Source organism: Cupriavidus sp. D384, assembly GCF_001652915.1.
Lineage (GTDB): Bacteria > Pseudomonadota > Gammaproteobacteria > Burkholderiales > Burkholderiaceae > Cupriavidus.
This window is the reverse complement of the sequence record NZ_BBQI01000010.1, coordinates 1-25,398: the sequence shown is the minus strand read 5'-3', so window position 1 is coordinate 25,398 and position 25,398 is coordinate 1. Positions and strand designations below refer to the sequence as shown.

At 66.0% G+C, this 25,398-nt stretch carries 23 protein-coding genes; 6 read left to right on the top strand and 17 right to left on the bottom strand.

What is annotated here, in order from left to right; translation table 11 throughout:
- Positions 1-2: 2 nt before the first annotated feature.
- The 3 genes from A9J21_RS05085 to A9J21_RS05075 all read right to left on the bottom strand — a co-directional run bounded on the left by A9J21_RS05085 (position 3) and on the right by A9J21_RS05075 (position 1,410).
- The gene (locus tag A9J21_RS05085) at positions 3-584 is read right to left on the bottom strand and encodes a DUF1439 domain-containing protein (protein WP_066732558.1); all 582 of its coding nucleotides are present in this window, start codon (positions 582-584) and stop codon (positions 3-5) included.
- 108 nt (positions 585-692) lie between these two features.
- On the bottom strand, positions 693-896 hold the full coding sequence (locus A9J21_RS05080) for a SlyX family protein (RefSeq protein ID WP_066732556.1): 204 nt from the start codon (positions 894-896) through the stop codon (positions 693-695).
- Positions 897-981: 85 nt separating this feature from the next.
- Positions 982-1,410 (bottom strand): VOC family protein, encoded by a 429-nt coding sequence (locus A9J21_RS05075; protein WP_066732645.1) that lies wholly within the window; start codon positions 1,408-1,410, stop codon positions 982-984.
- Between the two features lie 255 nt (positions 1,411-1,665).
- On the opposite strand from A9J21_RS05075, the gene argG reads away from it, so the two are divergent.
- Positions 1,666-2,991 carry an argininosuccinate synthase gene (gene argG / locus A9J21_RS05070; RefSeq protein WP_029051041.1) on the top strand — a complete coding sequence of 442 codons (1,326 nt, stop codon included), beginning with the start codon at positions 1,666-1,668 and terminating at the stop codon, positions 2,989-2,991.
- 73 nt (positions 2,992-3,064) lie between these two features.
- Here argG and A9J21_RS05065 read toward each other — a convergent pair whose 3' ends face one another.
- Entirely contained in the window at positions 3,065-4,366 is a 1,302-nt protein-coding gene (locus A9J21_RS05065) for an SGNH/GDSL hydrolase family protein (protein ID WP_066732554.1), read from the bottom strand.
- Between the two features lie 103 nt (positions 4,367-4,469).
- Here A9J21_RS05065 and A9J21_RS05060 point away from each other — a divergent pair, with 103 nt between their 5' ends.
- The 3 genes from A9J21_RS05060 (at position 4,470) to A9J21_RS05050 (ending at position 9,957) form a co-directional block, all read left to right on the top strand.
- The gene (locus tag A9J21_RS05060) at positions 4,470-5,384 is read left to right on the top strand and encodes a LysR family transcriptional regulator (RefSeq protein WP_066732552.1); all 915 of its coding nucleotides are present in this window, start codon (positions 4,470-4,472) and stop codon (positions 5,382-5,384) included.
- A gap of 124 nt (positions 5,385-5,508) precedes the next feature.
- Positions 5,509-6,534, top strand: coding sequence for an aldo/keto reductase (locus A9J21_RS05055; RefSeq protein ID WP_066732550.1), 1,026 nt, complete (start codon positions 5,509-5,511; stop codon positions 6,532-6,534).
- A 267-nt stretch (positions 6,535-6,801) separates the two neighbouring features.
- Complete coding sequence (locus A9J21_RS05050) at positions 6,802-9,957, top strand: transglycosylase domain-containing protein (RefSeq protein WP_082926234.1); 3,156 nt, start codon at positions 6,802-6,804, stop codon at positions 9,955-9,957.
- Here A9J21_RS05050 and A9J21_RS05045 read toward each other — a convergent pair.
- The 4 genes from A9J21_RS05045 to A9J21_RS05030 all read right to left on the bottom strand — a co-directional run bounded on the left by A9J21_RS05045 (position 9,922) and on the right by A9J21_RS05030 (position 13,620).
- Positions 9,922-10,173, bottom strand: a complete 252-nt coding sequence (locus A9J21_RS05045) for a GlsB/YeaQ/YmgE family stress response membrane protein (protein ID WP_066732548.1) — start codon at positions 10,171-10,173, stop codon at positions 9,922-9,924. The two genes, A9J21_RS05050 and A9J21_RS05045, sit on opposite strands and share 36 nt — an antisense overlap.
- Before the next feature lie 134 nt (positions 10,174-10,307).
- Positions 10,308-12,413: an elongation factor G gene (gene fusA / locus A9J21_RS05040; protein ID WP_066732546.1), complete on the bottom strand. Its 2,106-nt coding sequence runs from the start codon at positions 12,411-12,413 to the stop codon at positions 10,308-10,310.
- A 95-nt stretch (positions 12,414-12,508) separates the two neighbouring features.
- Positions 12,509-13,366, bottom strand: coding sequence for a polysaccharide deacetylase family protein (locus A9J21_RS05035; protein WP_231906807.1), 858 nt, complete (start codon positions 13,364-13,366; stop codon positions 12,509-12,511).
- A 35-nt stretch (positions 13,367-13,401) separates the two neighbouring features.
- Complete coding sequence (locus tag A9J21_RS05030) at positions 13,402-13,620, bottom strand: hypothetical protein (RefSeq protein WP_066732543.1); 219 nt, start codon at positions 13,618-13,620, stop codon at positions 13,402-13,404.
- Positions 13,621-13,785: 165 nt separating this feature from the next.
- On the opposite strand from A9J21_RS05030, the gene A9J21_RS05025 reads away from it, so the two are divergent.
- Entirely contained in the window at positions 13,786-14,505 is a 720-nt protein-coding gene (locus tag A9J21_RS05025; RefSeq protein WP_066732541.1) for a DUF3047 domain-containing protein, read from the top strand.
- Between the two features lie 10 nt (positions 14,506-14,515).
- On the opposite strand, the gene A9J21_RS05020 is transcribed toward A9J21_RS05025, so the two are convergent.
- A complete protein-coding gene (locus tag A9J21_RS05020; RefSeq protein ID WP_066732643.1) occupies positions 14,516-15,265 on the bottom strand; it encodes a lipoate--protein ligase family protein in 750 nt (249 codons plus the stop codon).
- Positions 15,266-15,450: 185 nt separating this feature from the next.
- On the opposite strand from A9J21_RS05020, the gene A9J21_RS05015 reads away from it, so the two are divergent.
- A complete protein-coding gene (locus A9J21_RS05015) occupies positions 15,451-17,013 on the top strand; it encodes a methyl-accepting chemotaxis protein (protein ID WP_066732539.1) in 1,563 nt (520 codons plus the stop codon).
- 92 nt (positions 17,014-17,105) lie between these two features.
- Here A9J21_RS05015 and A9J21_RS05010 read toward each other — a convergent pair whose 3' ends face one another.
- The 8 genes from A9J21_RS05010 to A9J21_RS32200 form a co-directional block, all read right to left on the bottom strand.
- On the bottom strand, positions 17,106-18,116 hold the full coding sequence (locus A9J21_RS05010; protein WP_066732537.1) for an LLM class flavin-dependent oxidoreductase: 1,011 nt from the start codon (positions 18,114-18,116) through the stop codon (positions 17,106-17,108).
- A 114-nt stretch (positions 18,117-18,230) separates the two neighbouring features.
- On the bottom strand, positions 18,231-20,861 hold the full coding sequence (locus A9J21_RS05005; protein ID WP_066732535.1) for a hypothetical protein: 2,631 nt from the start codon (positions 20,859-20,861) through the stop codon (positions 18,231-18,233).
- Positions 20,862-20,966: 105 nt separating this feature from the next.
- Positions 20,967-21,944 carry a DedA family protein/thiosulfate sulfurtransferase GlpE gene (locus A9J21_RS05000; protein ID WP_066732533.1) on the bottom strand — a complete coding sequence of 326 codons (978 nt, stop codon included), beginning with the start codon at positions 21,942-21,944 and terminating at the stop codon, positions 20,967-20,969.
- Positions 21,945-22,058: 114 nt separating this feature from the next.
- Positions 22,059-22,493: an Hpt domain-containing protein gene (locus tag A9J21_RS04995; RefSeq protein ID WP_082926233.1), complete on the bottom strand. Its 435-nt coding sequence runs from the start codon at positions 22,491-22,493 to the stop codon at positions 22,059-22,061.
- Complete coding sequence (locus tag A9J21_RS04990) at positions 22,490-23,134, bottom strand: response regulator transcription factor (protein WP_066732529.1); 645 nt, start codon at positions 23,132-23,134, stop codon at positions 22,490-22,492. Before A9J21_RS04990 ends, A9J21_RS04995 begins: the two co-directional genes overlap by 4 nt.
- 331 nt (positions 23,135-23,465) lie before the next feature.
- Positions 23,466-24,287: a hypothetical protein gene (locus tag A9J21_RS04985; RefSeq protein ID WP_066732528.1), complete on the bottom strand. Its 822-nt coding sequence runs from the start codon at positions 24,285-24,287 to the stop codon at positions 23,466-23,468.
- A gap of 417 nt (positions 24,288-24,704) precedes the next feature.
- Positions 24,705-25,094, bottom strand: coding sequence for an OsmC family protein (locus A9J21_RS04980; protein ID WP_066732527.1), 390 nt, complete (start codon positions 25,092-25,094; stop codon positions 24,705-24,707).
- Positions 25,095-25,209: 115 nt separating this feature from the next.
- On the bottom strand, positions 25,210-25,398 hold a 189-nt coding region (locus A9J21_RS32200), incomplete at its 5' end, for a hypothetical protein (RefSeq protein ID WP_231906806.1).

Genomic DNA, 25,398 nt, shown 5'->3' with positions numbered 1-25,398 from the left:
GGTTAGCGCAGGTCCACCTTCACGCTGATGCCGCCGGGCGTCACGGTGATGGCGCCCGGCTGCACGTCCTTGCCGTTGAAGCGCAGTTCCTCGGGCTTGAACGTATAGAGCGGATAGTCCTTGAGCAGCTGTTCGGCCACCACGGCGCCGATGGCGTTGAGCTGTTGCCTGTACTGGCTCATGCCCTGTACCTGCACGTCCTGGACGGTGGGATTGTCCAGCAGCACGGCGCGGCGCGCGGGGTCGTACTTCACGCCGCTGTTGAGCGACATCGTGCCGTTGACCGGCGGCGCCGGCAGGATCGTGTTGGACATGGCGGCGTCCATCTGCGTGGTCACGCGGTTGGTGGCCTCGTCGAGCACCAGCCGCGGATTGGACAACTGCACGCTGACCAGTTCGCCATAACGCAGCGTGGTCGGAAACTTCTTGTCCACGGCACTTTGCAGTTCGGCCTTGGTAAACGTGTACTCGCCGGTCCAGACGTTGTAGCCGGCGTGTGCCGTGCCAAGGGCGGCGATGGCGAGAGCCGGTAGCCATCGGGAAAGGCGGCGCCGGGATTGGCGGGACTGGACGGTCAGGGGCATGTGTCGGGACGGTCGCGGGGATCTGTCGGTGGATAGCCATTGTGACCCGGCCATCCAGGTGATCGTTCCGATATGTGTGTTCCGCACCGCATCGGCCCGCCGTGCGGTTCAGTAATGCGGCGGGATCTCGTGCTGCGGATTACCTTCGGCGCCTGTGGGTGCAGCAGCGCGCACCTGTTGGTAGAGCGCGCGGAACTGGGCCTGTAGAAGGTCAAGCTGTTGCTGCTGGCGGGCAACGGTCAGGTTGAGCGTCTCGATCAGGTCCTCCTGGAAGGCGACCTTGATTTCGAGATCGGTCAGGCGGGATTCCATCAGCGATTCTCCGGTTGGGTGCGGCATTGTAGGGGATGCTACGCCGTGCCCAGCCGGAGGCGGATGGATCCGCTGCGCGACGCCGTTATTCCTTGGGCGCCACCAGCACCATCCAGGTGATGCCGAACTTGTCGGCCACCATGCCGAAGCGTTCGCTGAAGAACGTGGGCGCGGCCGGCATTACCACATGGCCGCCCTGCGACAGCGCGCCGAGGGTCTTGTCGACTTCAGCCGCGCTCGCCACCGTGATCGACAGCGCAAAACCCTTGAATTCGGCCTGGCCCTTGTTCTCGCCGTCAGACCCCATGATCGTGGTATCGCCAATCTGCAGGGCCATGTGCATGACCTTGTCGCCGCTGCCGGGGGCTGGCCCGCAGCCGGGGCCTGCATCGGGCGGGGCATCCTTGAAACGCATCAACCCTTCCACCTTGGCGCCGACGGCGGTCTTGTAGAACTCGGCCGCTTCCTCTGCGCGACCATCGAAAAACAGGTACGACTGGACTTTCGAAGACATCGACATCTCCTGCTCGGTTGGGCCCGGCAGCCCCGGGCGTTGTGCGGAAGCGGCGTTTGTGTACGCCGTCCACAATAGACTAGTCGACGGTCTGTACGATGTCCACATTTATTTTCGGCGGCCCCGCGTTTGGCGCTGACGCCGTGCCATGTCACAATTCACGGTTACGAGTTTCGGGCGCCGGACCGGCTCGCCGCGCGGTCTGATCGTGCGGGGGCGCCCCAAGAGCCGACAAATTCACCTGGTTTTCTGGCGATGACTACCATCCTGCAGCACATTCCTTCCGGCCAGCGCGTCGGTATCGCATTCTCGGGCGGCCTGGACACCAGCGCCGCGCTCCTCTGGATGCGTCAGAAGGGCGCCATTCCCTACGCCTACACCGCCAACCTGGGCCAGCCGGACGAGCCGGACTACGACGACATCCCGCGCCGTGCCATGGCCTATGGCGCCGAAGCCGCCCGCCTGGTGGACTGCCGCGCCCAGCTGGTGGCCGAAGGCATCGCCGCGCTGCAATGCGGTGCATTCCATATCTCCACCGCCGGCGTGACGTACTTCAACACCACGCCGATTGGCCGTGCCGTGACCGGCACGATGCTGGTGGCCGCGATGAAGGAAGACGGCGTCAACATCTGGGGCGACGGCAGCACGTTCAAGGGCAACGACATCGAGCGCTTCTACCGCTACGGCCTGCTGACCAACCCGGGTCTGCAGATCTACAAGCCGTGGCTGGACCAGCAGTTCATCGACGAACTGGGCGGTCGTGCCGAAATGTCGGAGTTCATGCGCCAGCACGGCCATGCCTACAAGATGTCGGCCGAAAAGGCCTACTCGACCGATTCGAACATGCTCGGCGCCACGCACGAGGCCAAGGACCTCGAGCACCTGGACTCGGGCATCCGCATCGTCCAGCCGATCATGGGCGTGCAGTTCTGGCGCGATGAAGTCGAAGTGAAGCGCGAGGAAGTGACCGTGCGCTTCGAGGAAGGCCAGCCGGTGGCGCTGAACGGCAAGACGTTCGCCAACGCCGTGGACCTGTTCATGGAAGCCAATGTCATTGGTGGCCGTCATGGCCTGGGCATGAGCGACCAGATCGAGAACCGCATCATCGAGGCCAAGAGCCGCGGCATCTACGAGGCCCCGGGCCTGGCGCTGCTGTTCATCGCCTACGAGCGCCTGATCACCGGCATCCACAACGAAGACACCATCGAGCAATACCGCGACAACGGCCGCCGCCTGGGCCGCCTGCTGTACCAGGGCCGCTGGTTCGACCCGCAGGCCATCATGCTGCGCGAAACCGCCCAGCGCTGGGTGGCGGGCGCCATCACCGGCGAAGTGACCATCGAACTGCGTCGTGGCAACGACTATTCGATCCTGAACACCACCTCGCCGAACCTGACGTACAAGCCCGAGCGCCTGACGATGGAAAAGGGCGAGTCGATGTTCACGCCGCTGGACCGTATCGGTCAGCTGACGATGCGTACGCTCGACATCGTCGACACGCGCGAGAAGCTGCAGACGTATGCCAAGACCGGCCTGCTGTCGTCGCAGACCAGCGCCGCGCTGCCCAAGCTCGAAGACTGAGCATTCGCAGCCGCCTGCAGGGCACGCTGAAACAAGAAACCGGCACGAGCGATCGTGCCGGTTTTTTTATGGCTCAGAACAACTGTGCGGCGTCGATGGCTGCCGCCATGGAGGCGTAGCCCTGGTCGCCGGGGTGCAGATGGTCGCCGCTGTCGAATGCCGGCAGCAGGCGGTCGGGGTGGGCCGGGTCGCGTACGGCGGCGTCGAAATCGGCCACCGCATCGAACGCGCCGCTGGTTCGGATCCAGTGATTCATGCGTTGCCGCAGCGCCTCTTTCTCTGGCGACGCATAGCCATGGATCGGGCTGCCGCCGAGCGCACCCGCGAACGGCGTGATGGTGGCGCCGATGACGCGCACGCCGCGTGCGTGAGCCTGCGCGACCAGTTTCCGGTAGCCGTGTGCCAGTTCGTCCACGGTTGGCAGTTCGCGGCCGGGTGCAAATGTCGATCCCGGCCAGCCGATATCGTTGATGCCCAGGGCCAGTACCACGCTGCGCACCTGCGGCACGGCAAGAACGTCATGTCCAAAGCGGGCAAGGCCCGATTCGCCCATGCCATCGCGCAGCAGCTGGCCGCCCGAAATGCCGGCATTGAGTACGGCGATATGTTGGCGAGCTAGCCGGTTCGCCAGTTGATCGGGCCATCGGCGGTCGGCATCGGGTGTCGCGCCATTGCCTTCGGTGATCGAATCCCCGATGGCTACGACGGTGGGACAGGGCGCGGGCGTCTCGACGTCGATGGCCGACAGCAGGACGCGGGCCTGGAACGTCCGGGCCCGTTGCAACGGCGGGTGGCTTTCCTGGTCGGCCAGGGCGAGCCGATCGACGTGATCGACCTGGTCCCCCGGCGCGATATACGCCGTCTGCCGGCCATCCCAGTGGAACGACGTCAGCATCGTGGGGCGGGGCAAATAGAGACTGACGGCCAGTGTATCCAGCGCCGGCGTGTCGAGGTCCACCGGATCGCTCGTCACCGTGGCGCCGGCGGCCACGGTCACCGCCGCATGACCCGCAAACGTGACAGGGCGACCGGTACGGCCCGCCAGGCCGCGGATGCCGGCTGCGCCAATTTGGATGGCCTGCTTGCCATAGTGGTTTGACAGCACCAGCCGAACGCGCCGGCCGCCCACGCTGATGCGCACGCGCTGCAACACCGTGGCGTCGCTGATGACATCGGGCAATCCGGTGGGCAGCGGCAGGGCGCCGGAGGCCCAGACCGGTTGCTGGCTGGCAGTCCAGGTTGTGGTCCAGAAGGTGGCGTCGGTGGCGTTGGTGGCGGCGTGGGTGGCCGGGCTGGTGGCCGGCCCGGCCAGTCCCGCGCCGGAAAGCAGGCTGCCGGACAGCGCGAGTGTGCGCATCCATGACATCGGGAACATCGGTAACTCCTGAAATGATGATGGCCTCAATGTCGTTCATTCCGAAATGCGCGGGTAGCTGGCAGAATGGCATATCGCTTATGCCGTTTTCGAATGAGTGACCATGGATACCCTCAAGGCAATGCGCGTGTTCGTACGGGCGATGGAACTGGGCAGCCTCTCGGCGGTGGCGCGTGAACTCGGCACGTCGCAGCCCACTGTCAGCAAGACCGTGGCCGCACTGGAAACTGAACTCGGTGCCCGCCTGATGGAGCGCACGACCACGCGGCTGACGCCCACCGAAGCCGGCCGCCGTTTCTACGCCCACGCGCTGGCCGTGATCGATGCCTACGGCGAAGCCGTGGGCGAGGCGCGCGGTCTGGCGGATCATCCATCCGGCCGGGTCATCGTCAGTGCGCCGGTCAGCCTGGGCGTGCTGCGGCTCAACGCGCTGATGCTGGAATTTCTGCAGGCCTTTCCCGATATCGATGTCGACCTGCGTTTCGATGACCGCTTTGTCGATCTGGTGGAAGCCGGCGTCGACGTGGCGCTGCGCCTCGGCGCGTCGCTGCCGCCGAATGTGGTGGCGCGGCGCCTCGCCGTTTCGCCACGCATGCTGGTGGCGGCACCCGGCTATCTCGCCGGTCATCCACCGGTGCGGCAGCCGGCCGACCTGGCCCACCACCAGTTGCTGCGCTTCACGTGGCTGGCGGCTGGCGACGAGATCGTGCTGACCGACGCACGCGGCCGTAGCGCCAGCGTCGACGCGCCGTGCCGGTATCGCGTCAACAACTCGCTGGCAATGCGCGAAAGCTTCCTGGCCGGTGCGGGGCTGGGTTTGACACCGGCCTGGCTGGTGCAGGACCTGCTCGACCGTGGCGATCTGGTGCCTGTGCTGCCGGGCTGGCACGGGCCGCCGCAGGAGGCGTTCCTGGTCTACCCGTCGCGTCGCTACCAGCCGGCCCGCACGCGCGCACTGCTGGCGTTCCTGGCCGACCGCCTGCCGGCGCTGCCCGGCTTTGCCCCGGCTGATACATAGCAGACAAGCGAGAGAGGCGCTGCAAGCCACGCCGCAACACGGCACAATGCGCGATGCCGGCCCTGATGGTCATCAGGGCCGCTTGCCTTTTCTGCTTCGGCTTCGCTAATCGGGGAACCTCGTCATGCCAGATTTCACCATGCAATACCGCCGCCTGGGCGCCAGCAACCTGAACGTCTCCACCCTGTGCCTTGGCACGATGATGTTCGGCGACCAGACCGATGAGGCCGAAGCGGGACGCATCGTCGCCAGCGCCCGTGCGCATGGCGTCAACTTCATCGACACGGCCGACGTGTACACCAAGGGCGCATCCGAATCGATGGTGGGCCGCCTGCTGCAGTCGCAGCGCCATGACTGGGTGCTGGCAACCAAGCTTGGCAACCCGATGGGCAGCGGCCCGAACCAGCAGAATTACTCGCGCACCTGGATCGTCCGCGAGGTGGAAGAAAGCCTGCGCCGCCTGGACACCGACTTTATCGACATCCTCTACCTGCATCGCGACTTCGCCGGCGCGAACCTGGAAGAGCCGGTACGCGTGATGGGCGACCTGATCCGCGCCGGCAAGATCCGCTACTGGGCCGTGTCGAACTTTCGCGGATGGCGTATCGCCGAGATTGCAGCGCTGTGCGACAAGCTGGGCGTGCCGCGTCCGGTGGCATGCCAGCCGTACTACAACCTGCTCAACCGCATGCCCGAGGTGGAAATCCTGCCGGCATGCCAGCATTTCGGCCTGGGCGTGGTGCCCTACAGCCCGATCGCGCGGGGCGTGCTGACCGGCAAGTACCTGCCGGGCCAGGCGCCGCAGGCTGACTCGCGCGCCGGCCGCGCCGACCGCCGCATGATGGAAACCGAATTCCGCGAAGAGTCGCTGGTCATCGCGCAGACGCTGAAGGCGCATGCCGAAGGCCGTGGCCTGACCCCGGGCCAGTTTGCCACTGCCTGGGTGCTGGCGAATCCGATCATCAGCTCGGTCATCGCCGGCCCGCGCACGCTGGCACAGTTCGAGGACTATTTTGGTGCAGTGGGTGCGGCCATCTCGGCGCAGGAAGAGTCGATGATCGACGACCTCGTGCCGCGCGGCCATGCGTCCACCCATGGCTACAACGATCCGAACTATCCGTTCGGCGGACGCCCCGTCACCGCGGCCTGAGCGAAGCCCCCTTCGCGTAAAAACGACAAAGGCAGCCGGCATCGCCACCCTGAAATGCATACGGGTGTGATGCCCAAGCTGCCTGTTGCGCGGCACGCACGCCCATGCGTTTGAATACGTGCGGGCGCGAACTTCCGTCGCACATTCCGCAGCCGATACGCGTAATATAAATACACGCGGTGGCCTTCAGATGAAGGCCATGTGGCGCAGGCTTTGAGCCGGCGACGCCTGCCGAAACGGTGGGCCCGGCGCAACCGGATGCGAAACGTGTCACGTCGTGGCTGGATCCTTGCAGGGATGGCAGTCGCCGTATGCGGCGGCGCGTACATTGTCGTGAGCCTCGTCACCAACGAGGCTCAGACTTCTCAATGGCAGGCTCGCTACATGAGTCGGCTGGGCAAGTCATTGACCTACGAAATTCTGCCCGGCCCCAGCGACAGCATCCGCTATCCGCACTCCGGTCCCTACGATCTGCGCCTTGGCTACGAGCGCCTGGGCGAATTCGGCGAACGACTACTTCGAGAGGGCTATGTCACGACATCGCAATCGCGTATGTCATATGACATGGTCCGTCTGATGGACCAGGGCATTTTTCCGCCATACCGGGAAAAGACCCAGGCCGGGTTGCTGATTCGCGACTGCAACGCGCTGACGATGTCGTATGACCGCTATCCGCAGCGGCAATACGAGAATTTCGATTCGATTCCGAAGGTGCTGGTCACGTCGCTGTTGTTCGTCGAGAACCAGAACCTGCTCAATCCCGAATACCCGATGATGAATCCGGCGCTGGACTGGCGTCGGTTTTCGCGTGCGGTGATGGACCAGGGTATCCGCCTGGTGGATCGCGGCCACCGCCAGCCCGGCGGCAGCACGCTGGCCACGCAGATCGAGAAATACCGGCATTCGCCCGAAGGCAAGACGCAGTCGATTGCTGACAAGCTGCGCCAGATGACCTCCGCTTCACTGCGCGCTTACCACGACGGGCCGGACACGCAGCGGGCGCGCGAGAATATCGTGGTTGACTACGTCAACACGGTGCCGCTGTCGGCGCGTTCGGGCCATGGCGAAATCGAGGGCGTGGGCGATGCGCTGTACGTCTGGTATGGCGAGGACTTCGCCGAAGCCAACCAGTTGCTGCGCGAGATGGACGCGCGCAATCCGTCGCCACGCGCGGCGCAGGTGTACAAGCGGGTGCTGTCGCTGATCATTTCGCAGCGGCGCCCGTCCTACCACCTGCGGCGGGACGATACCAACCTGGACGCGCTGACGGGCAGCTACCTGCGCCTGCTGGCATCGGCCAACGCCATCACGCCGGAACTGCGCGACGCAGCGCTGGCGCAATCGCTGGACAAGTCGGCGCCGCCGCAGCGGCCCGTGCCCGACCCCTGGGTCACGCGCAAGGCCATCAACCAGGTGCGCAACGATGTGCAGCACATGCTGCATGTGGACAGCCGCTACGACCTCGACCGGCTCGACCTGACCGTCGACAGCACCATCAACCGCGAGGCCCAGCGCAAGGTCACCGAAACCCTGCTGCGCGTGGGCACCAAGGACGGCGCCCACGAAATGGGGCTGTATGGCAAGAACCTGCTTCAGGAGCGCGACGACCCGTCGCGGCTCGTGGCCAGCTTCACGCTGTTCGAGCGCGTCGGCAACGCAGCCGTCGTGCGGGTGCAGACCGATAATGTCGACCAGCCGTTCGATATCAATGCCGGTGCGCGGCTGAACCTGGGTTCCACCGCCAAGCTGCGTACGCTGGTGACGTATCTGGAAATCATCAACGAGCTGCACGACCGCTATGCGGACATGAGCGTGGCCGAGTTGAAGGCGGTGCAGGTGCCGCGCCAGGACACGCTGACGCGCTGGGCCGTCGACTACCTGATCAAGGCCAAGCCGGCGGATCGCGAACGGGCCGCCATGCTGGACGCCGCGATGGAGCGCAAGTACTCGGGCAATCCCGGCGAAGCGTTCTACACCGGCGGCGGCATGCAAAGCTTCACGAATTTCGAGAAGTGGGAAGGCGAGCGGCAGATGACCGTGCGCGTCGCGTTCCAGCATTCGGTCAATCTCGTGTTCATCCGCATGATGCGCGATATCGTGCGCTACGAGGTCTTCCTGGCGCATCCCGAGGCCAGCTCGCTGATCGAGGATCGTAACGACCCGGGCCGCCGCCCGTACCTGGAGCGTTTCGCCGACGAGGAAGGCAGCGCCTTCATGGTGAATTTCTGGCAGCGCTATCGTGGCAAGACCAACGACGAGCGGCTGCAGGTGCTGCTTGGCCGCGTAAAGCAGCCCACGCCGCATCTGGGCGCGGTGCGGCTGTCGGTGGCGTTGCTGAGCGCGCGCCCCAATACCGACTACGAGACCTTCGCCCGCACGCTGCGGCAGTGGATGCCCAAGCAGAAGTTCGATGACGATGACCTGCAGAAGCTCTACGCCAAGTACGGCCACGACAAGTTCAACCTCAACGACCGTGGCTATCTGTCACGGATCCATCCGCTTGAGCTCTGGATGGTGGAATACCTGGGCACCCATCCCGACGCCCCGCTGAAGGATGTGCTGCAGCAGAGCGCGTCCGAACGCCAGGCCGTGTATGTGTGGCTGTTCAAGACGCGCAGCAAGCTGGGTCAGGATGGCCGCATCCGCACGCTGCTGGAACGCGAGGCCTTCGAGAAGATTGCCAGGCGCTGGCAGCGGCTGGGGTATCCGTTCGATTCGCTGACGCCGTCGTACGCCACCTCGATCGGTGCGTCGGGCGACCGGCCATCGGCACTCGCGGAGCTGGCCGGCATCATCCTGAACAATGGCGTGGATGCACAGCCGTCCACGGTACGCATGTTTGCGTTCGCATCGGCCACGCCGTATGCCACGACGTACAGCCTGCAGCCCAGCCCCGGCAAGCCGCTGATCGCGCCTGAAATCGCCGTGCTGGTGCGGCAGTCGATGCTGGATGTGGTGGAGCGGGGTACGGCCAAGTCGATCAACGGCGCATTCGTGCCGCTGAACCGCAAGGGCCAGCCGCAGGGGGCGCCGCTGCAGATTGCCGGCAAGACCGGCACGGGCGAGCAGGTCTTCCAGACTTACGGGCCGGGTGGACGCGTGATCTCGTCGCGCACGGTGAACCGCTCGGCGACGTTCGTCTTCCTGGTGGGCAACCGCTATTTCGGTACGGTCACGCTGCACGTGCGCGAGCCGTACGCAGCGCGTTACTCGTTCACCAGCGCGCTGGCGGTGCGGGTGTTGCGGGCGCTGGCCCCGCAGATCACGGCCATGGCCGCGCCGGGCAGCGATGCCACGCTGCTGCGCTGCCAGGACACGAGCACGATGACCATCCAGCCATCGACGGCGCTCGTGGCGCCGCCAGCCGATGACCGGGCACAGTCGAGCCTAATGCTTGCGGCGGACCGCGTCGTAAATAAATAGCAGAACGATCGCGCCGATGATCGAGGCAATCCAGCCTATCGGTTCGCCTGCGCGGTAGAAACCCATCGCACGTCCCACATAGCCGGCCAGCAGCGCACCCAGCACGCCGAGGACGATGGTCATGATCCAGCCCATCTTGTCGTCGCCGGGCTTGATGGCCCGTGCAATCAGTCCGACGATCAGGCCAACGAATACCGTACCGAGAAAAGCCATCATGATGCGCTCCTTCCGTTGCGAAGAGGGACCGGTGGACCATCGTGCCACCGTCATGTGACGAACCGGGGTACATCGGCGGCGCGCCAGCGGGCCGGCGCGCCGCGCTGCCGTCAGGCCCCGAGGCCCGGGGCAGCTCAGGTCTTGCGTGAACTGATCACGGCCTCGGCCACATTGGCCGGTGCTTCGGCATAGTGCTTGAATTCCATCGTGAACGTGGCACGGCCTTGCGTCAGCGAACGCAACGACGTGGAATAGCCGAACATCGTCGCCAGCGGCACCTCGGCACGCACGATCTTGCCGCCGCCGCCCGCGATGTCCTCCATGCCATGCACGATGCCGCGCCGTGACGACAGGTCGCCCATCACGTTACCGGTAAATTCCTCGGGCGTCTCCACCTCGACGGCCATCATCGGCTCCAGCAGCACCGGCTTGGCGCGGCGCATGCCTTCCTTGAAGGCCATCGAACCGGCCATGCGGAACGCGTTTTCGTTCGAGTCCACGTCGTGGTACGAACCGAACACCAGCGTCGCCTTGACGTCCACCACCGGGTAGCCGGCCAGCACGCCGGTCTCCAGCGTTTCGCGGATGCCCTTGTCCACCGCAGGGATGAACTCGCGCGGCACCACGCCGCCCTTGATCGCATCAACGAACTCGTAGCCGCCGCCCTGCGCCAGCGGCTCCACGTTCAGCACCACGTGGCCGTACTGGCCGCGCCCGCCAGACTGCTTGACGAACTTGCCTTCCACATCCTTGGCCGCGCTCTTGATCGTCTCGCGGTAGGCCACCTGCGGCTTGCCGACCGAGGCCTCCACGCCGAACTCGCGCTTCATGCGGTCCACCAGGATCTCCAGGTGCAGCTCGCCCATGCCCGAGATGATGGTCTGGCCCGATTCCTCGTCGGTAGCCACCCGGAACGACGGATCTTCCTGCGCCAGACGGTTCAGCGCGATGCCCATCTTTTCCTGGTCGGCCTTGGTCTTGGGCTCCACGGCCTGCGAGATCACGGGCTCGGGGAACGACATCCTCTCCAGGATGATGACCTTGTCGGGGTCGCACAGCGTATCGCCCGTGGTGGCTTCCTTCAGGCCCACGGCCGCGGCGATATCGCCGGCACGCACTTCCTTGATCTCGTTGCGGACGTTGGCGTGCATCTGCAGGATGCGGCCCAGGCGTTCGCGCTTGCCCTTCACCGGGTTGTAGACCGTGTCGCCCGAATTGACCACGCCCGAATACACGCGGAAGAAGATCAGCTGGCCGACAAACGGGTCGGTCATGATCTTGAACGCCAGCGCGGAGAACGGTTCGTCGTCGCTCGGATGGCGTTCCGCCTCCTTGTCGTCCTCGGTGTGGCCCAGGATGGCGGGCACGTCCACCGGCGACGGCAGGTAGTCGATCACGGCGTCGAGCATGGCCTGTACGCCCTTGTTCTTGAACGCGCTGCCGCACAGCATGGGCTGGATCTCGCCGGCCACGGTGCGCTTGCGCAGCGCGGCCTTGATCTCGTCCTCGCTCAGCGCCTCGCCACTCAGATATTTCTCCAGCAGTTCCTCGCTGGCCTCGGCGGCGGCCTCGATCATCTTGTCGTGCCATTCCTGGGCCATGTCCCTCAGGTCGGCCGGAATGTCGGTGTATTCAAAGCGCACGCCCTGGCTGGCATCGTCCCAGACGATGGCCTGCATCTTGACCAGGTCGACCACGCCGCGGAAGTTGTCCTCGGCGCCGATCGGAATCTGGATCGGCACGGGATTGCCCTTGAGACGGCTCAGGATCTGTTCGCGCACGCGCAGGAAGTCGGCGCCCACACGGTCCATCTTGTTGACGAACGCGATGCGCGGCACGTTGTACTTGTTGGCCTGGCGCCAGACGGTTTCCGACTGCGGCTGCACGCCGCCGACGGCGTCGTAGACCATGCAGGCGCCGTCGAGCACGCGCATCGAGCGTTCCACCTCGATCGTGAAGTCGACGTGGCCCGGCGTGTCGATGATATTGATGCGATGCTCGGGATAATTGCCCGCCATCCCCTTCCAGAACGCCGTGGTGGCGGCCGACGTGATGGTGATGCCGCGCTCCTGCTCCTGCTCCATCCAGTCCATGGTGGCCGCGCCGTCATGTACCTCGCCCAGCTTGTGATTCACGCCGGTGTAGAAGAGGATGCGCTCCGTCGTCGTCGTCTTGCCGGCGTCGATGTGGGCGCTGATGCCAATGTTGCGGTAGCGTTCGATGGGGGTCTTGCGGGGCACGGTGTTTCTCCTGGTATGGGCACCACGGGCCGATAAGCGTAGCACTTCCGCGACACGCGCGTATTTCCCCATGCCGCATAAGGCATAGCGGGAAATCAGGGCCAGCTTTCGCGTGCGTAGACGCCTGCGGCCGCGCGTGCCAGTGCCGCGCGCGCGGCTGCCTGTGTATCGGTATAGAACGGGGGGTCGGCCAGTGGCAAGCCGTTGTCGCGGGCGGTCTCCACCAGGATGCGCAGATATTCCGTCATGTGCGATGCCGTGAAGCCGTTGGGATCGTGGAACGCCACGATCACCGGCGTCACGCCGTCCACGGCCGGCAACCGGTGGGCTGCCATCGCCTGTCCGACGTGCTCCAGTTCGTGGCGCATGTGCGGGCGTCGGCGCAGGCTGATGGTCCAGCCATAGATCTTGCCGTCGCGCGCATTGGCGTCGGCCATCAGCATGCCCAGCCCCGCCTGGGCGTACACGGCCTGTGTGCCGGCGCTGTACGCCCAGTCGGGCGGCCGCACCACGGCAAGTGCCTGGCCGCACTGGGCCGCGATGTCGGCCTGGCCGCGTCGCAGCGACGCCGCCAGGACATCGGGTGCCAGCTTCGTATGGGGAATGTGGCCGCCGGCCATGCCGCTGTGGACGGCCATCAACTGGCCCTGCGCACAGGTTTCGTGCATCTGTGCGCGGCCCTCGGGCCCGCCGCCGCGACGCGGATGCTCGGTCTGGACAAAGAAGATTGCCGTGACGCCCGGCGTCACCGGGTTGTCGGCCAGCTGGCCCAGGATCAGCGGCGTGCCGCCGTAGGGGCCGGTGTCCGGACCATCGTCGAACGTCAGCAGGAAGCGCACCGGCGCCAGGCCGGCGGCGGTGTCGGGTGGTAGCGGGGTCACCGGTCCCAGCGCGCAGCCCGACAGGGCCAGCGCGGCGGCCGCCATGGCTGCTGCGACGAGGGGGTGGAACATGGACAGGGCAGGAGGGCGCAAGGTAAAAGTGATCTTCAAAGCGATTTCACAACAATGACCACGACGATGACCGTGGCGATAAATCCAGCAAAGGCCGTCCACTCGGCATCGTGATAGCTGTCGGGTCCACGCCAGCTGCCCGGATAGCGTCCGAAGGTCACGGTCATCAGCACGACCCAGCCGATGGCATAGAACACGCCGTAGAAGATCAGTTCCATGAACAGCCAGCCGATGGCTTCAATCAGCAGTCCCATTCCCGCATTTCCCTTTGGTTTCCCGTCGCCGGGATGTGTCAGCGCCCATCCGATCGCGCAATCAGCCGCCGGCTCACGGCACGCTCCCGGCCCGCTACCTAGAATGGTTGGGAATTCGCGAAGCTTCCGCGAGCCCCTTTCACCCTGAATACGAAGGCAGTCCCCATGGTGCGCCCCCCCATTGCTGTCCTGTTGTCCGTCCTGCTGTGCTGCGCCGCCGTGCCGGCCATGGCGGACGGGCCCGGCGTGTCGTTCTCGGCCGGCAAGCCCGGCGGCCCGCTGCCCGACGGCTGGCAAAACCGCCCCGTGGTGTCCGGCAAGAAGCTCACCCGTTATACGCTGGTGGCCTCGAACGGTACCACGGTGCTGCAGGCCGATGCCGATGGCGCCGCGTCGGGCCTGGTGCATGAAGGCGATGTCGATCTGTCGCGGACGCCGGTGGTGGAATGGCGCTGGAAGGTGGCGGCGCCCATTCCGGGGGCCGACAACAGCGTGGGCGCCAAGGAGGATGCGCCGGCCCGCCTGGTGTTCTCCTTCGACGGCCGCAGCAGCAACCTGTCGGTCGGCGACCGCGCCGAGGCGCTGGCCGCCAGCGCGACAGGCGAGAAGCTGCCCTATGCCACGCTGATGTATATCTGGACCAATAGCGCGCCGGTGGGCACCATCATCGCCAATCCGCATACCAGCCGCGTGCAGATGATCGTGGTGGGCGGCGAGCCCGGCAAATGGCAGAGCCTGCGCCGCAACGTGGTCAGCGATTTTCAGAAGGTGTTCCACGAGGCGCCCGGCAAGCTCACCGGCTACGGCATCCTGACCGATACCGACAACACCGGCACCACGGCGCGGGCCTGGTACGGGGACATCGGCTTCCAGCCGGGCAAGTAGCACCGGCGCCCTAGTTACCGGGCGGCGTGGTGGCCGCAATGGCCGCCTGTATTGCCGACGCCACGCGTGCGGTGAGCCCGCTGGCGTCGTCCAGCCCGGCGGCTTCGCTGACACTGACCACCTTTGCCGGGTCATAATGCCGCCCGCTGCCGATCGCCGCTTCGAACGCATTCGCGCGCGCGTTGATCTCTTCCGGATCGGCATCCACGAGCAGGATGGCGTGCGCCAGCACCAGGTGGCGCTGCCCGTCGGGCGTCTGCACATCGGCCGGCGCCCGCCGCCAGTACTGCGCGGTACCGGCAATCTTGCGTGCCCGGTCGCCAGGACCCCATGCCAGGTTGTACCGCCCGTCGCAGAAGGATCCCTCCACCGCCTGCCAGTGCGTTTCCACGCCAACCTGACGCAGGCCCGCGGCGATTACCTCGCACAGGTGCAGGTACACCGGCTCCATCCACGTGGCGGCGCCCTTGGGCACGGCATAGGCCAGGCTGACATTGAGGATGCCCGGCCCCTGTGGCACCAGGCCGCCGCCCGACATGCGCAGCCAGACCGGACACCCCTGGGCGGCAAAGTCCGCGCGGGCGGCGTCGATGCCGGGCTGGCGCAGGTAGCTGCGCGGTATCACCAGCGACAGCGGGGCTTCCCACAACTGCGCCACCGGCCCCGAGCGGGCGGCGTGGTCCAGCAGCGCCAGTTCGCCCTGCAGCGGATCGGTTTCGGCGGGATCCGGATCGACAAACGAAAACGTCGTGGCGTGCATCAAGGTCATGGCGGCTCGAAAGGTTGGCCTGGCAAGGTCTGATTGCGGGGTTCACGTGCAGCTTACGGCATGCGCCAGTCTGGTGCTAAAAAGCCGCGCCGCAAATGCCGTTATCTCTGAGGCAAACGAAGACCTCCCGAGAAGGGTCCCGCGAAGTTCTCCCATACACCTCAGCCTGTCGCATCATGAACCGACTTACCCTCAATGCCAAACTCTGGGCGGCACTCGCCGTCATGTGGGTGCTGCTGCTCGCGCTCGGCGCCTGGAACGCGTTCCACACCAAGTCCGTGATGATGGCCGAGCGCCGCGACGGCCTGCAGTCGCTGGTGGCCACTGGCGAAGGCATCGTCAAGCTGTATGCCGATCGCGCCGCCAAGGGCACGATGTCGAAGGAAGACGCCCAGAAAGCCGCCAAGGACGCCCTGCGCGCCATGCGCTTCGGCCAGAACGGCTACCTGTTCATTGTCGACTCCAGGCCGCAGGTGATCCTGAACCCGGGCCTGCCGCAGACCGAAGGCAATTTGGTTGGCGAATTCAAGGACCCGGACGGTGTGTTCGTGTACCGCGCCATCATCGAGGGCGCGCGCCGCACCACCGGCGAGGACGCCGGCTTTTCCACCTATCGCGGCCGCCTGCCCGGCACCGAGAATCCGCAGCGCAAGCTGACCTACGGCCGCCACGTGGCCGACTGGGACTGGTTCGTCTGTACCGGCGTGTTCCTGATCGACATCGAGGACGCCTTCCGCGCCAACCTGATCAACGCGTTCCTGAGCACGCTGCTGATTGGCGCGCTGATCGCCGCGGTGATGGGCATGATCATGCGTACCGTCAAGCGCAGCCTGGGCGGTGAACCGGCCTACGCCGTGGAGGCCGTGGCGCGCATTGCCGGTGGCGACCTGACCGTGCCGGTGCAGGTGCGCGCCGACGACCACCACAGTGTGCTGGCCGCGATGCAGCAGATGCAACAGCGCCTGTCGACCACGCTGGGCGATATCCGCGGCGCCGCCGGTTCGATCGCCACGGCGACCAACCAGATCTCGGCAGGCAACCACGACCTGTCGCAACGCACCGAGGAACAGGCTTCGGCCCTGGAGCAGACCGCGTCGAGCATGGAAGAACTGACCGGCATCGTGCGCCAGAACGCCGACAACGCCCGCCAGGCCAGCGCGCTGGCGGTCAATGCGTCGGAGATTGCCAACCGTGGTGGCGAGGTGGTCAGCGAGGTGGTTGCCACGATGGGCGAGATCAACCAGGCATCGCGCCAGATCGTCGACATCATCGGCGTGATCGAGGGCATTGCCTTCCAGACCAACATCCTGGCGTTGAATGCCGCAGTGGAAGCGGCGCGTGCCGGCGAACAGGGCCGTGGCTTCGCCGTGGTGGCGGGCGAGGTGCGCAGCCTGGCGCAACGCAGCGCCAACGCGGCCAAGGAAATCAAGACGCTGATCGACAACTCGGTGGCGCAGGTGGACAATGGCTCGACGCTGGTGACCAAGGCCGGCGAGACCATGCACGAAGTGGTCAGCGCCGTCCGCCGGGTGACCGACATCATGGGCGAAATCAGCGCCGCGTCGGCCGAACAGAGCACCGGCATCGAACAGGTGGGCCAGGCCGTGACACAGATGGACTCCGTGACGCAGCAGAACGCCGCCCTGGTGGAAGAAGCCGCCGCCGCCGCGCAGTCGCTGGCGGAGCAAGCCGACTCGATGATGCGCGCGGTGTCCACGTTCCGCCTGGCACGGGTCTGAACACGCGCGGCAGACGCCGTCATCCGGACAACAAAAAACCGCGGCTTCGGCCGCGGTTTTTGCTTGGGCGAACCGTTGCCGGCGCGCCGGGCTCAGATCACCGCCGTCCTCTGCACCGACTGCATCGCATCCGCCGCGATCCTGAACGAATGCAGCCGCGCCTGGTGGTCGTAGATCTGGCCGGTCAGCATCAGTTCGTCGGGGCGCAGGTCGTCGACAAAACGCTGGATGCCTTCGCGCACTGCCGCCGGATCGCCCACCACGGAGCAGGCCAGCGAGCGGCGGATGTGGTCGGCTTCGCTGGCGTCCCACAGGCGGTTGATGTCGTCCACGGGCGGCTTGAGCTGGCCGGGCGTGCCGCGCACCAGCGACAGGAACTGCTGCTGGAGCGAACTGAACAGGCGGTGCGCCTCGTCGCCGGTGTCGGCGGCGAACACGTTCAGCCCCAGCATCACATGCGGCCGGTCGAGTTGTTCGGACGGCCGGAACGTGCGGCGGTACAGGTCGACGGCCTGGCGCATGAAGCCCGGGGCGAAATGCGATGCGAAGGCGAAGGGCAAGCCCATCGCGGCAGACAGCTGGGCGCTGAACAGGCTGGAGCCCAGCAGCCACAGCGGCACCTTCAGGCCGGCGCCCGGCACGGCGCGCACGCGCTGGCCCGGGCGCACGTCTTCGAAGTACGCCTGCAGTTCCTCCACATCCTGCGGAAAGCTGTCGGCGGTGTCGTGATCGAGATGGCGGCGCAGCGCACGTGCCGTGGCCTGGTCCGACCCCGGCGCGCGGCCCAGGCCCAGATCGATGCGGCCCGGATAGAGCGACGCCAGCGTGCCGAACTGCTCGGCAACCACCAGCGGCGAATGGTTCGGCAGCATGATGCCGCCCGAGCCGACGCGAATGGTGGAAGTACCTTGCGCCACGTAGCCGATCAGTACGGCCGTGGCCGCGCTGGCGATACCGGGCATGTTGTGGTGCTCCGCGAGCCAGAAGCGGCGGAAGCCCAGGCGTTCCGCATGCTGGGCCAGGTCCAGCGTGTTGTGCATGGCCTGGGCTGCGGTGCTGCCTTCCGCGATTGGCGAAAGATCGAGCAGGGAATAGGGGATCATGGCTTGCCACGCGCGGCGCATGCCGCACGTCAGTTCATTCAGGGACGGGCTATGGTAGTCACACCTGAACGATCGTGCTGGCGCCGCGCAAGAGGCCATGCTGGCCGTGGGGCCTCATTGTGCCCGGGCGAACAGCCGCGCGCCGACCTGCCCCGTGGCGATGCGGTGGCCCAGTGACTGCCCCAGCGCACGACAGGCTTCCCATCTCGCTTCCCCGAAAAACGCCTCGGTGGTGTCTGCCTGCGCAAACGCCGGATGCCGCTCGCCATACTGGCGCACGGCGTCGGGCGCGTACGCGGTCAGGCGTGGCTTGATGACGATGATGCGGGCCAGGGGCACGCGCGTGGCCGAGCCGGAGGATGCCGCTGCATGGACGTTCAGCAGCACTGCAAACTTCTGGGCAGCAGCGGTATTGCCGGTGGCGTTGTCGGCAAAGTCGTCTGGCGTGCCAAAGACACGGCCCAGCACGGGGTCGCGTGCGGCAGCGTGGTCGACCTCGATCTCCAGCCCAAGATCCTCGCGTGCGCGCCTGATGAGGTTGGCGAGATCGGCAAAGCGGTAGCCCAGATCGCCGCCGCCATCGCATAGCAGGATCAGGCCGACCAGCCGTTCGGGGCGCAGCAGTTCGTAGACGGCCGTGTTGTCGAAGTGACCACCGTCCGACAGGTACTGCCAGTCGCCCCGCATGCCGTGGAAGCGCGCAGTCAACTCGCAGAGCAGCTGGTATTGCGTGCGGAAGAGTTTGCCGAACCAGCCGGGATGGGGCGGATCGCTGGCGGCATTGGCCGCCATGCGTCCCTTCCACCAGATGCCAGGCCGCAGATTGGCTAGTCCCACCCGCAGCGAGGCGCCAGGCGTGGTGGCATTGCCGGGTCCGATGGGCGCCGCCCCGCCGGAGATGGCGATCCAGTCGCCGATGGTGTGCAGCCTCGTCTTGCCTGCCATGCCGTCCGGCGGCTGCGGCGCCGCGTGGCAGGGCTTGCCATCCACCATGAACCGCACATGGTGGTCGACTGGCACGGGCGCACCGGCGTGCGCCGGCGTCCGGACGGCGCCGGGCCGGACGCAAAACGGCTTGCCCCGGTGGCCGCGCGCCATCCGTTGCCCGGCAGGGCCGATCGTCTCGTTCAGCGTCACGTTGATCAGATGTAGCGGGGCTACTGCGCGTGGATCGTAGTAGGCGTCGAGCGACAGTGCGTCATCGGACGCCAGCGCGGTCCAATCCGCAGGATCGATGGCAGCAAGGTGTCGTCCATTCGATGCGCCCAGGTAAGCGCGCGAGACCCGAGCGGCGTGGAATGGCTGCAGGGTCGACAGGTTCAGCAGACCGGAGGCGCGCCCCACGGCAATGGCGACGGCGAGCGCGGCAAGCACCAGCGCAATCAGTGACGGCGTGGTCCATGCCTTGCCGAAGACCAGCCAGTCGACCGGTTCGCCACCATCCCAGCGCACCCACAGCACAATCCACGACCACAGCGCGACGAGCAGAAGCGCCAGCGTGGCCGCGGCGGCGCCTGTCAGCAACGATGCAAGGGACGGAGCGGGAAACTGCCGCCTTGCCGGCCCCGTCACGGTGGCGGGGGCGGCAGGCGGGACGGTGTCGCGTCGGCTGGCCCCGTGATGGACGAACCAGGCAAGCGCGGCCGCCGCCAGGGCCGGCCCGGCCACGCTCCACGGCTGGGCCGCCATCGATCCATACAGATACCAGCTGCGGGCGATGGTGTCGGCCACGCCCAGCGCCGCCAGCGCGACGGTGAGCGTGGCCGCGCCGCGCAACGTGCGCGTGGCGCGCGCTCGGTACATGGTCACGGTGCGCGGCGCGGGCAGCAGTATGACCAGGCAGGTGGCTGCGGCCAGCCAAATCAGGATGGCGGTCTTGAAGGTTTCCAGCAGCACCAGGGCCACGGCGATGCCGGTCAGCAGGACGGCGCGAGCCAGGACACGGACTGGCTGCCGGGCATCGTCCGGACGCGGATACACAATCCAGCAGGCCATGGCAGGAGGCACGGCCAGCAGCAGCGCCGACACGATCGGCAGCCACAGGTATTCGCTCCACCAGATCGCGGGCAGGCTGTCGTTGAAGGCACGCCGGGCGGCGTACAGCAGCGCCATCTCGTCGCGACCCACGCCGGGCCAGGCGCCGATGATCAGATGCAGACCCAGCGCCAGCACGGCCAGTATCGCCAGCAGCATGCTGCCGAGGATGCATTGCATCGCCAGCCAGTTGCGTATCACGACGGCGGCGGCCAGCAGCCCCTCGGCGGCGTTCGTCGAATGTGGCGTGCGCACGCACATGCGCAGCCACGCCGTGGCCCTGCGCCCCGACGGGGTGGGCGAGCTGTCCTGCAAGGTGCGATAGGCCGATTCGGCCGCTTCACGAGGGCTGCTTCCGGGCTCCAGCCGGCCCGGTACGAACAGGCTGGTAAAGAACGCGCCAATGTAGCTGCCCGCGCCCACCGTGGACAGATAGTCGACACGCGCCAGCAGCGATTGGCTGGCTGGCGATGCGGGTGGCGTGCCGGGTTCGGTGACGGAGTCCGCTGCGGGGCAGGGGGCGTCGGCCAGCGCCTGCATGACGCCCAGGCCAAAGGCGGCGCCACGCAAGCCGCCGCCGGACAGGGCCAGGGCCACGCGAGTGCGAGCGGTTTGCGATTCGGGCAGGTTCAGCGCGCGACGACGATACGCCACGCGCGCGGCTTCATCGTCCCAGCCGCCCTCGGCCCAGCCTTTGTCAACGTCCGGCATGCCCGCCCCTTTCGCGCACAGACCGTCTGGGGCCAGTATAGAAACTGGACGCCAGCGGTAAAACGGAAAGCTGCGGCGGCGGTAGCCGGGTGGCGGACGCCGCGCCTAGTGCGCGGCAGCCTGCGTCGGGGCGTCGGCGGCTGTGGTTGCGTGCGGATTCAGCGCGCCTTGCAGACGCTTCCATTCGTCAAAGCCGCCAGCCAGGGCCCAGGTGTTCGGGTATCCGGCCGAGCGCAGCCGCTCGGCGAGCACGGCGGCCGACATTTCATGGGGGCAGGCACAGTAGACGACGATATCGGTGCCCTTGTCGTGGTCGGCCAGTGCGCTGAACGGGGCATGCATCTCCATGACCAGGGCGCCCGGAATGCGCTCGATCGGCGCCGCGCCGTGCGCCCGGACATCGACCACCACCATGGGACGCTCGGTCACGCCACGGCGCTGTTCCATTTCCATCACGGTCATGCGCGGAATGCGTCCCGTGCGGCGCAGCAGGCGCCAGCGCTGCCAGAACCGCCAGACGACGAACAGTGCGAATCCGCCCAGCGCCACCATGACCGCGATGTGGCCGTAGGCGCTGAACGCCGCCAGGATCGTGTCGACGAAGTCGCTGAAGACCACGCCGGCCAGCAGCGCGCCGCCGGCCCACACCAGCGCGCCGAGCGCGTCGTAGAACAGGAAGGTCAGGAAGGGAGTGGCCGTCATGCCCGCCATGGCGGTGGACAGCGCACCCGCGCCAGGCAGCAGCTTGGCAAATACCAGCGAGCGCGGGCCCACGCGCAGGTACAGCGACTGGGTCTGTCGGATGCAGGTATCGGGCGACAGCGAAACCCGGCAGATCGTGCGCAGCATCGGCTGGCCCAGCCGCTTGCCGGCGAAGTACCAGGCGGTATCGGCGATCAGGCAGGCGGCGATCACCGCGAACAGCACAGCCCCGATCGACGGGCCGGTTTCCTGCATCGACAACGCCCCGGCCACGAACAGCATCGGATAGGCCGGCACCGGCAGACCTGCCTGTTCGGCCAGCACATTCAGGAATACCAGACTCAATCCATGGCCATCGAGCAAGGCCTGCAGATCACCCACGACATGTCTCCCGCATTTGGTCATTGCCGGCGGCGTTGAAGCAAGGGGGCACCGCCGGGCCGGTCTACAGTGTGCCAGCGCGCCGCGCCGCTTGCACGCGGCCGAAGCGCTCGCTTACTTCAAATTCGTTGAAGTTGATGCGTCCGAATCGTGCTCGCCAGCATGCTGGCAGCGGCCCGGGCGCAGTGCCAGTAGTGTGTCATTGAATTCCTTCAGGATAGCGGTGTAGCGCGGCAACAGTGTGTTGATCACCGCGGCATTGCCCTGGCCCGCCGCGGATTCCAGCGACTTGCCGGCGGCCACCAGCGTGTTGCAGCGCGCCAGCGCCGCGCTGCCCTTGATGCGGTGCAGGCTTCGTTGCACGGCGGGCCAGTCGCGCAGGGCGACGGCCTTGCGCAAGGCGTTCAGGTCTTCGGCATTCCCGTCCAGCAGGCGGGCCACCAGCATGGCCTGTACGGTGGCGTCGTGGCACGCGGCACCCCGCACCGCGATCCCGATGGCATGGCGTTCGTCGGCGACAAGATGGATCCAGGCACCGCCAGGGGTCATGGCACCAGCCGGCATCGGCGCGCGAAGTCGACCAGATCGACCAGCGATTCGGCGCCGAGTTTGTTCATGATGCGTGTCTTGTAGCTGCTTACGGTCTTGTTGCTGATGAACAGGGCTTTCCCGATGGCCTTGTTGGTCATGCCGCGCGTCAGCATGCGGAGAATTTCCATCTCCTTGTCGGTAAGCCTGCCCAGGCCCTCGGTGTCAGTGGGCGACTGTCCGTGGCGAGGCAAGTCGCGCGGCATGTCGCGGGGTGTACACGAAGGGAACACCGTAAATCCGCCCAGCACTGTCTGCACGCACCGCACGATGGCCTCCAGATCCTGTGTCTTGCTGACAAAGCCTTGCGCGCCGGCCTGCATGGCGCGGGCCGCAAACGGCACGGCATCCTGGGCAGTCAATACCAGCACGCGCACGCCCCGATGCGCGGCGCGCATGCGTGGCACGGCGTCCAGGCCGCTCATGCGCGGAATATCCAGATCCAGGATCACCAGGTCGGTCCTGAACTGCCTGACGATATCGACGGCGCTCTGGCCGTTGTCGGCTTCCCATATGTGGCGGATGCCTGGTAGTTGCGACACCTGGGCCCGAAGGGCGAGTCGCAGCGCCGGGTGATCGTCGACGATCAGAATGGTTGTCATGCCTTGCTCGCATGGCCGATGGCGGTGGGCCTGCTGTTTCACATGGCAAGTCAGTATAAGGAGCGCCCCGGCTGCCGAAAATGCGACGCTTCCGCAATTGCTGTGGGAAATTTCCGCAACCCGTCTGAAAGTTGCGGAAAGTCTGCGCCGAGTCAGGCAGCGTCGGGCAGCAAGGCGTTGTCCCGGCCAAAAAAATAGCGACCCGCCGTGTTTTACGGGGGGTCGCAAATCGGGAATGCGAGGAGGTCAGATTCCTCAAGAAGGGATATCGACACTTCGCAGGTATGCTGATCCCCACCGAGGTGGGGCATGCGGCACAAATCGGAGGGTTCTACGCGATCAGCTGGGCGGGCTGGCTGGCCGGGGCGGCAGAGGCGCGCAGACGGCGGACACCGGCTTCCACCTCGGCGTGCGCGGCATCGAGCCAGTCAATGCGATGCCGCACCGGATCGTTGGGCGAGAGGTCGTGCTCGCTGATTTCGCGCAGGAAGTAGCGCACCATGCTGCCGGCGCGTGCCGGCACCGGCATCATGCCGAGCAACTGGTCGTGCTTGAGCATCCCCTGGCGGGCCGCGTGCTGCAACGCAGCCCAGGCCGTGCGGCCCAGCGCGACGTACACCGCATCGGGCCGGTATTGCCGCAGGGCGCCCAGGAACAGGTTGTCGAACACCATGCGCAGCATGGGGGCATCGAACAGGTCATCGAGCGTGCCGTCGAAGACCAGACCGCGCCGCGTGGTGGCATGCGGCAACAAGGCAAGTGGCTGGATCGCCTCGAATCCATCGTTCCAGAGCGCAGCGGCGTGCGGCTGCCCGATCAATTCCGGTATCCGGAAGTGATCGAGCATTCTGATCAGGTTGGGGCGCACCATGCGTCCGCCCAACTCTACCCGCCGTTTGTGCTCGCGCTGGATCACGCGCCCGGGCGTATGCGCACGCAGCAGTTCGTCGGTCACCGTAGCGGCCAACTGCACGTGGGCATGCCCTGGCGTGGTACTGACCAGCACCAGCCTGGCATTCTCGTTTCGATGCTCGAACGGAACGTACTTCATGACATAGGTTCCGTCCTGATCCACAACGACTGGCTTTTCTGCGATCCCGCGAACGCCGCCACGGCGGATGCGCGCGCAATACTCTTCTAGGTAATTCGCCAAGATGTCCCCGCTCCCGATGCTTCCCTGACTTGAGCAACCGATGTTCTTTTTTGGGTTCATGTTAAGCCCCTATGAATCGCCCACAAAGTGCATAAGTGCGCATTGCGTCTCATTGCAACGCTGGCTTCGTGGGCCATCGAACAAAGTTTGAAAACATGCCCCCACGTTTGCGGGATGCGAATTGGAAACGGTGTTGCCTTGCGCCGCAGGGCAACGTTGCGCGCGCTGCGGGGCAAGACGATGACGGGCCGCCGATAGCGGCGTGTCGAATCGGGGGGAACGGATTGAGGCGGGAGAAAAAAAGGCCGGACACGAACGTGTCCGGTAACCCATTTGCTGACTCAGGTCGTGTCAAAACCCGAGAGCACAAATGATAACCATTATCATTTGTGTCGTCAACCTTTCAGGGGGAGCAGATCAGGCGGCCAGCGTGGTGTCGATGGTGATCTGGGCGCTGAGTGACTTGTGAACCGGGCACTTGTTGGCCACGCGCAGCAGATCCTCGCGTACGTCAGGTGTCAGGTCGCCACGCAATTCGATATGGCGGATCAGTTTGTAGGATCCCGGCGTCTCTTCGTGCGCCACGCTGACCTGGATCTCCTGAAGGTCGTAACCCTTGCGCTTCGCGTAGATCTGAAGCGTCAGCGTCGTACAGGCAGCCAGGGCGGAGTCCAGCAGGTCGTGCGGGTTTGGAATCGACGGGTTGCCCATCGGCGCATCGAGGTCAGCCTGCCATTGCGCCGTGCCGTTGCCGAGTTCGCAGACGCTTGAGCCGGAGTCGGCCAGCCATTTGGCTTGGATTGTCATCGCTAGTGTTCCTGGGTTCCTGTCAAAGGGAAGGCCTTATGGCCCGGGGGAGTCCTGATTCTATACACGCGCGCCGATGCCTGCGCACGGAGTGCCTTAATCGAATCTTTTCTGCTTATTTAACGGTTTTGTGACAAAGGGCTTGCGCACCCGTCGAAAGCCATCTAATATTCGCCCCCTCGCAACACGAAGCGCGCTGCAAACGCAGCAGCGACAAGGGTTGCGGGGTTGGCAGGGGGTTGGGGTTGCGAGGGTTTGCAGCGCTGACCGGCAGAAAAAAGTTCTGCAAAAACTGTTGACGAAA

Bases quoted from the DNA above. Each gene is read 5' to 3' on its own strand.
- A9J21_RS05085 (WP_066732558.1), bottom strand. From the start codon at position 584: ATGCCCCTGACCGTCCAGTCCCGCCAATCCCGGCGCCGCCTTTCCCGA.
- A9J21_RS05080 (WP_066732556.1), bottom strand. From the start codon at position 896: ATGGAATCCCGCCTGACCGATCTCGAAATCAAGGTCGCCTTCCAGGAG.
- A9J21_RS05075 (WP_066732645.1), bottom strand. From the start codon at position 1,410: ATGTCTTCGAAAGTCCAGTCGTACCTGTTTTTCGATGGTCGCGCAGAG.
- argG (WP_029051041.1), top strand. From the start codon at position 1,666: ATGACTACCATCCTGCAGCACATTCCTTCCGGCCAGCGCGTCGGTATC.
- A9J21_RS05065 (WP_066732554.1), bottom strand. From the start codon at position 4,366: ATGTTCCCGATGTCATGGATGCGCACACTCGCGCTGTCCGGCAGCCTG.
- A9J21_RS05060 (WP_066732552.1), top strand. From the start codon at position 4,470: ATGGATACCCTCAAGGCAATGCGCGTGTTCGTACGGGCGATGGAACTG.
- A9J21_RS05055 (WP_066732550.1), top strand. From the start codon at position 5,509: ATGCCAGATTTCACCATGCAATACCGCCGCCTGGGCGCCAGCAACCTG.
- A9J21_RS05045 (WP_066732548.1), bottom strand. From the start codon at position 10,173: ATGATGGCTTTTCTCGGTACGGTATTCGTTGGCCTGATCGTCGGACTG.
- A9J21_RS05035 (WP_231906807.1), bottom strand. From the start codon at position 13,366: ATGTTCCACCCCCTCGTCGCAGCAGCCATGGCGGCCGCCGCGCTGGCC.
- A9J21_RS05030 (WP_066732543.1), bottom strand. From the start codon at position 13,620: ATGGGACTGCTGATTGAAGCCATCGGCTGGCTGTTCATGGAACTGATC.
- A9J21_RS05025 (WP_066732541.1), top strand. From the start codon at position 13,786: ATGGTGCGCCCCCCCATTGCTGTCCTGTTGTCCGTCCTGCTGTGCTGC.
- A9J21_RS05020 (WP_066732643.1), bottom strand. From the start codon at position 15,265: ATGCACGCCACGACGTTTTCGTTTGTCGATCCGGATCCCGCCGAAACC.
- A9J21_RS05015 (WP_066732539.1), top strand. From the start codon at position 15,451: ATGAACCGACTTACCCTCAATGCCAAACTCTGGGCGGCACTCGCCGTC.
- A9J21_RS05010 (WP_066732537.1), bottom strand. From the start codon at position 18,116: ATGATCCCCTATTCCCTGCTCGATCTTTCGCCAATCGCGGAAGGCAGC.
- A9J21_RS05005 (WP_066732535.1), bottom strand. From the start codon at position 20,861: ATGCCGGACGTTGACAAAGGCTGGGCCGAGGGCGGCTGGGACGATGAA.
- A9J21_RS04995 (WP_082926233.1), bottom strand. From the start codon at position 22,493: ATGACCCCTGGCGGTGCCTGGATCCATCTTGTCGCCGACGAACGCCAT.
- A9J21_RS04990 (WP_066732529.1), bottom strand. From the start codon at position 23,134: ATGACAACCATTCTGATCGTCGACGATCACCCGGCGCTGCGACTCGCC.
- A9J21_RS04980 (WP_066732527.1), bottom strand. From the start codon at position 25,094: ATGACAATCCAAGCCAAATGGCTGGCCGACTCCGGCTCAAGCGTCTGC.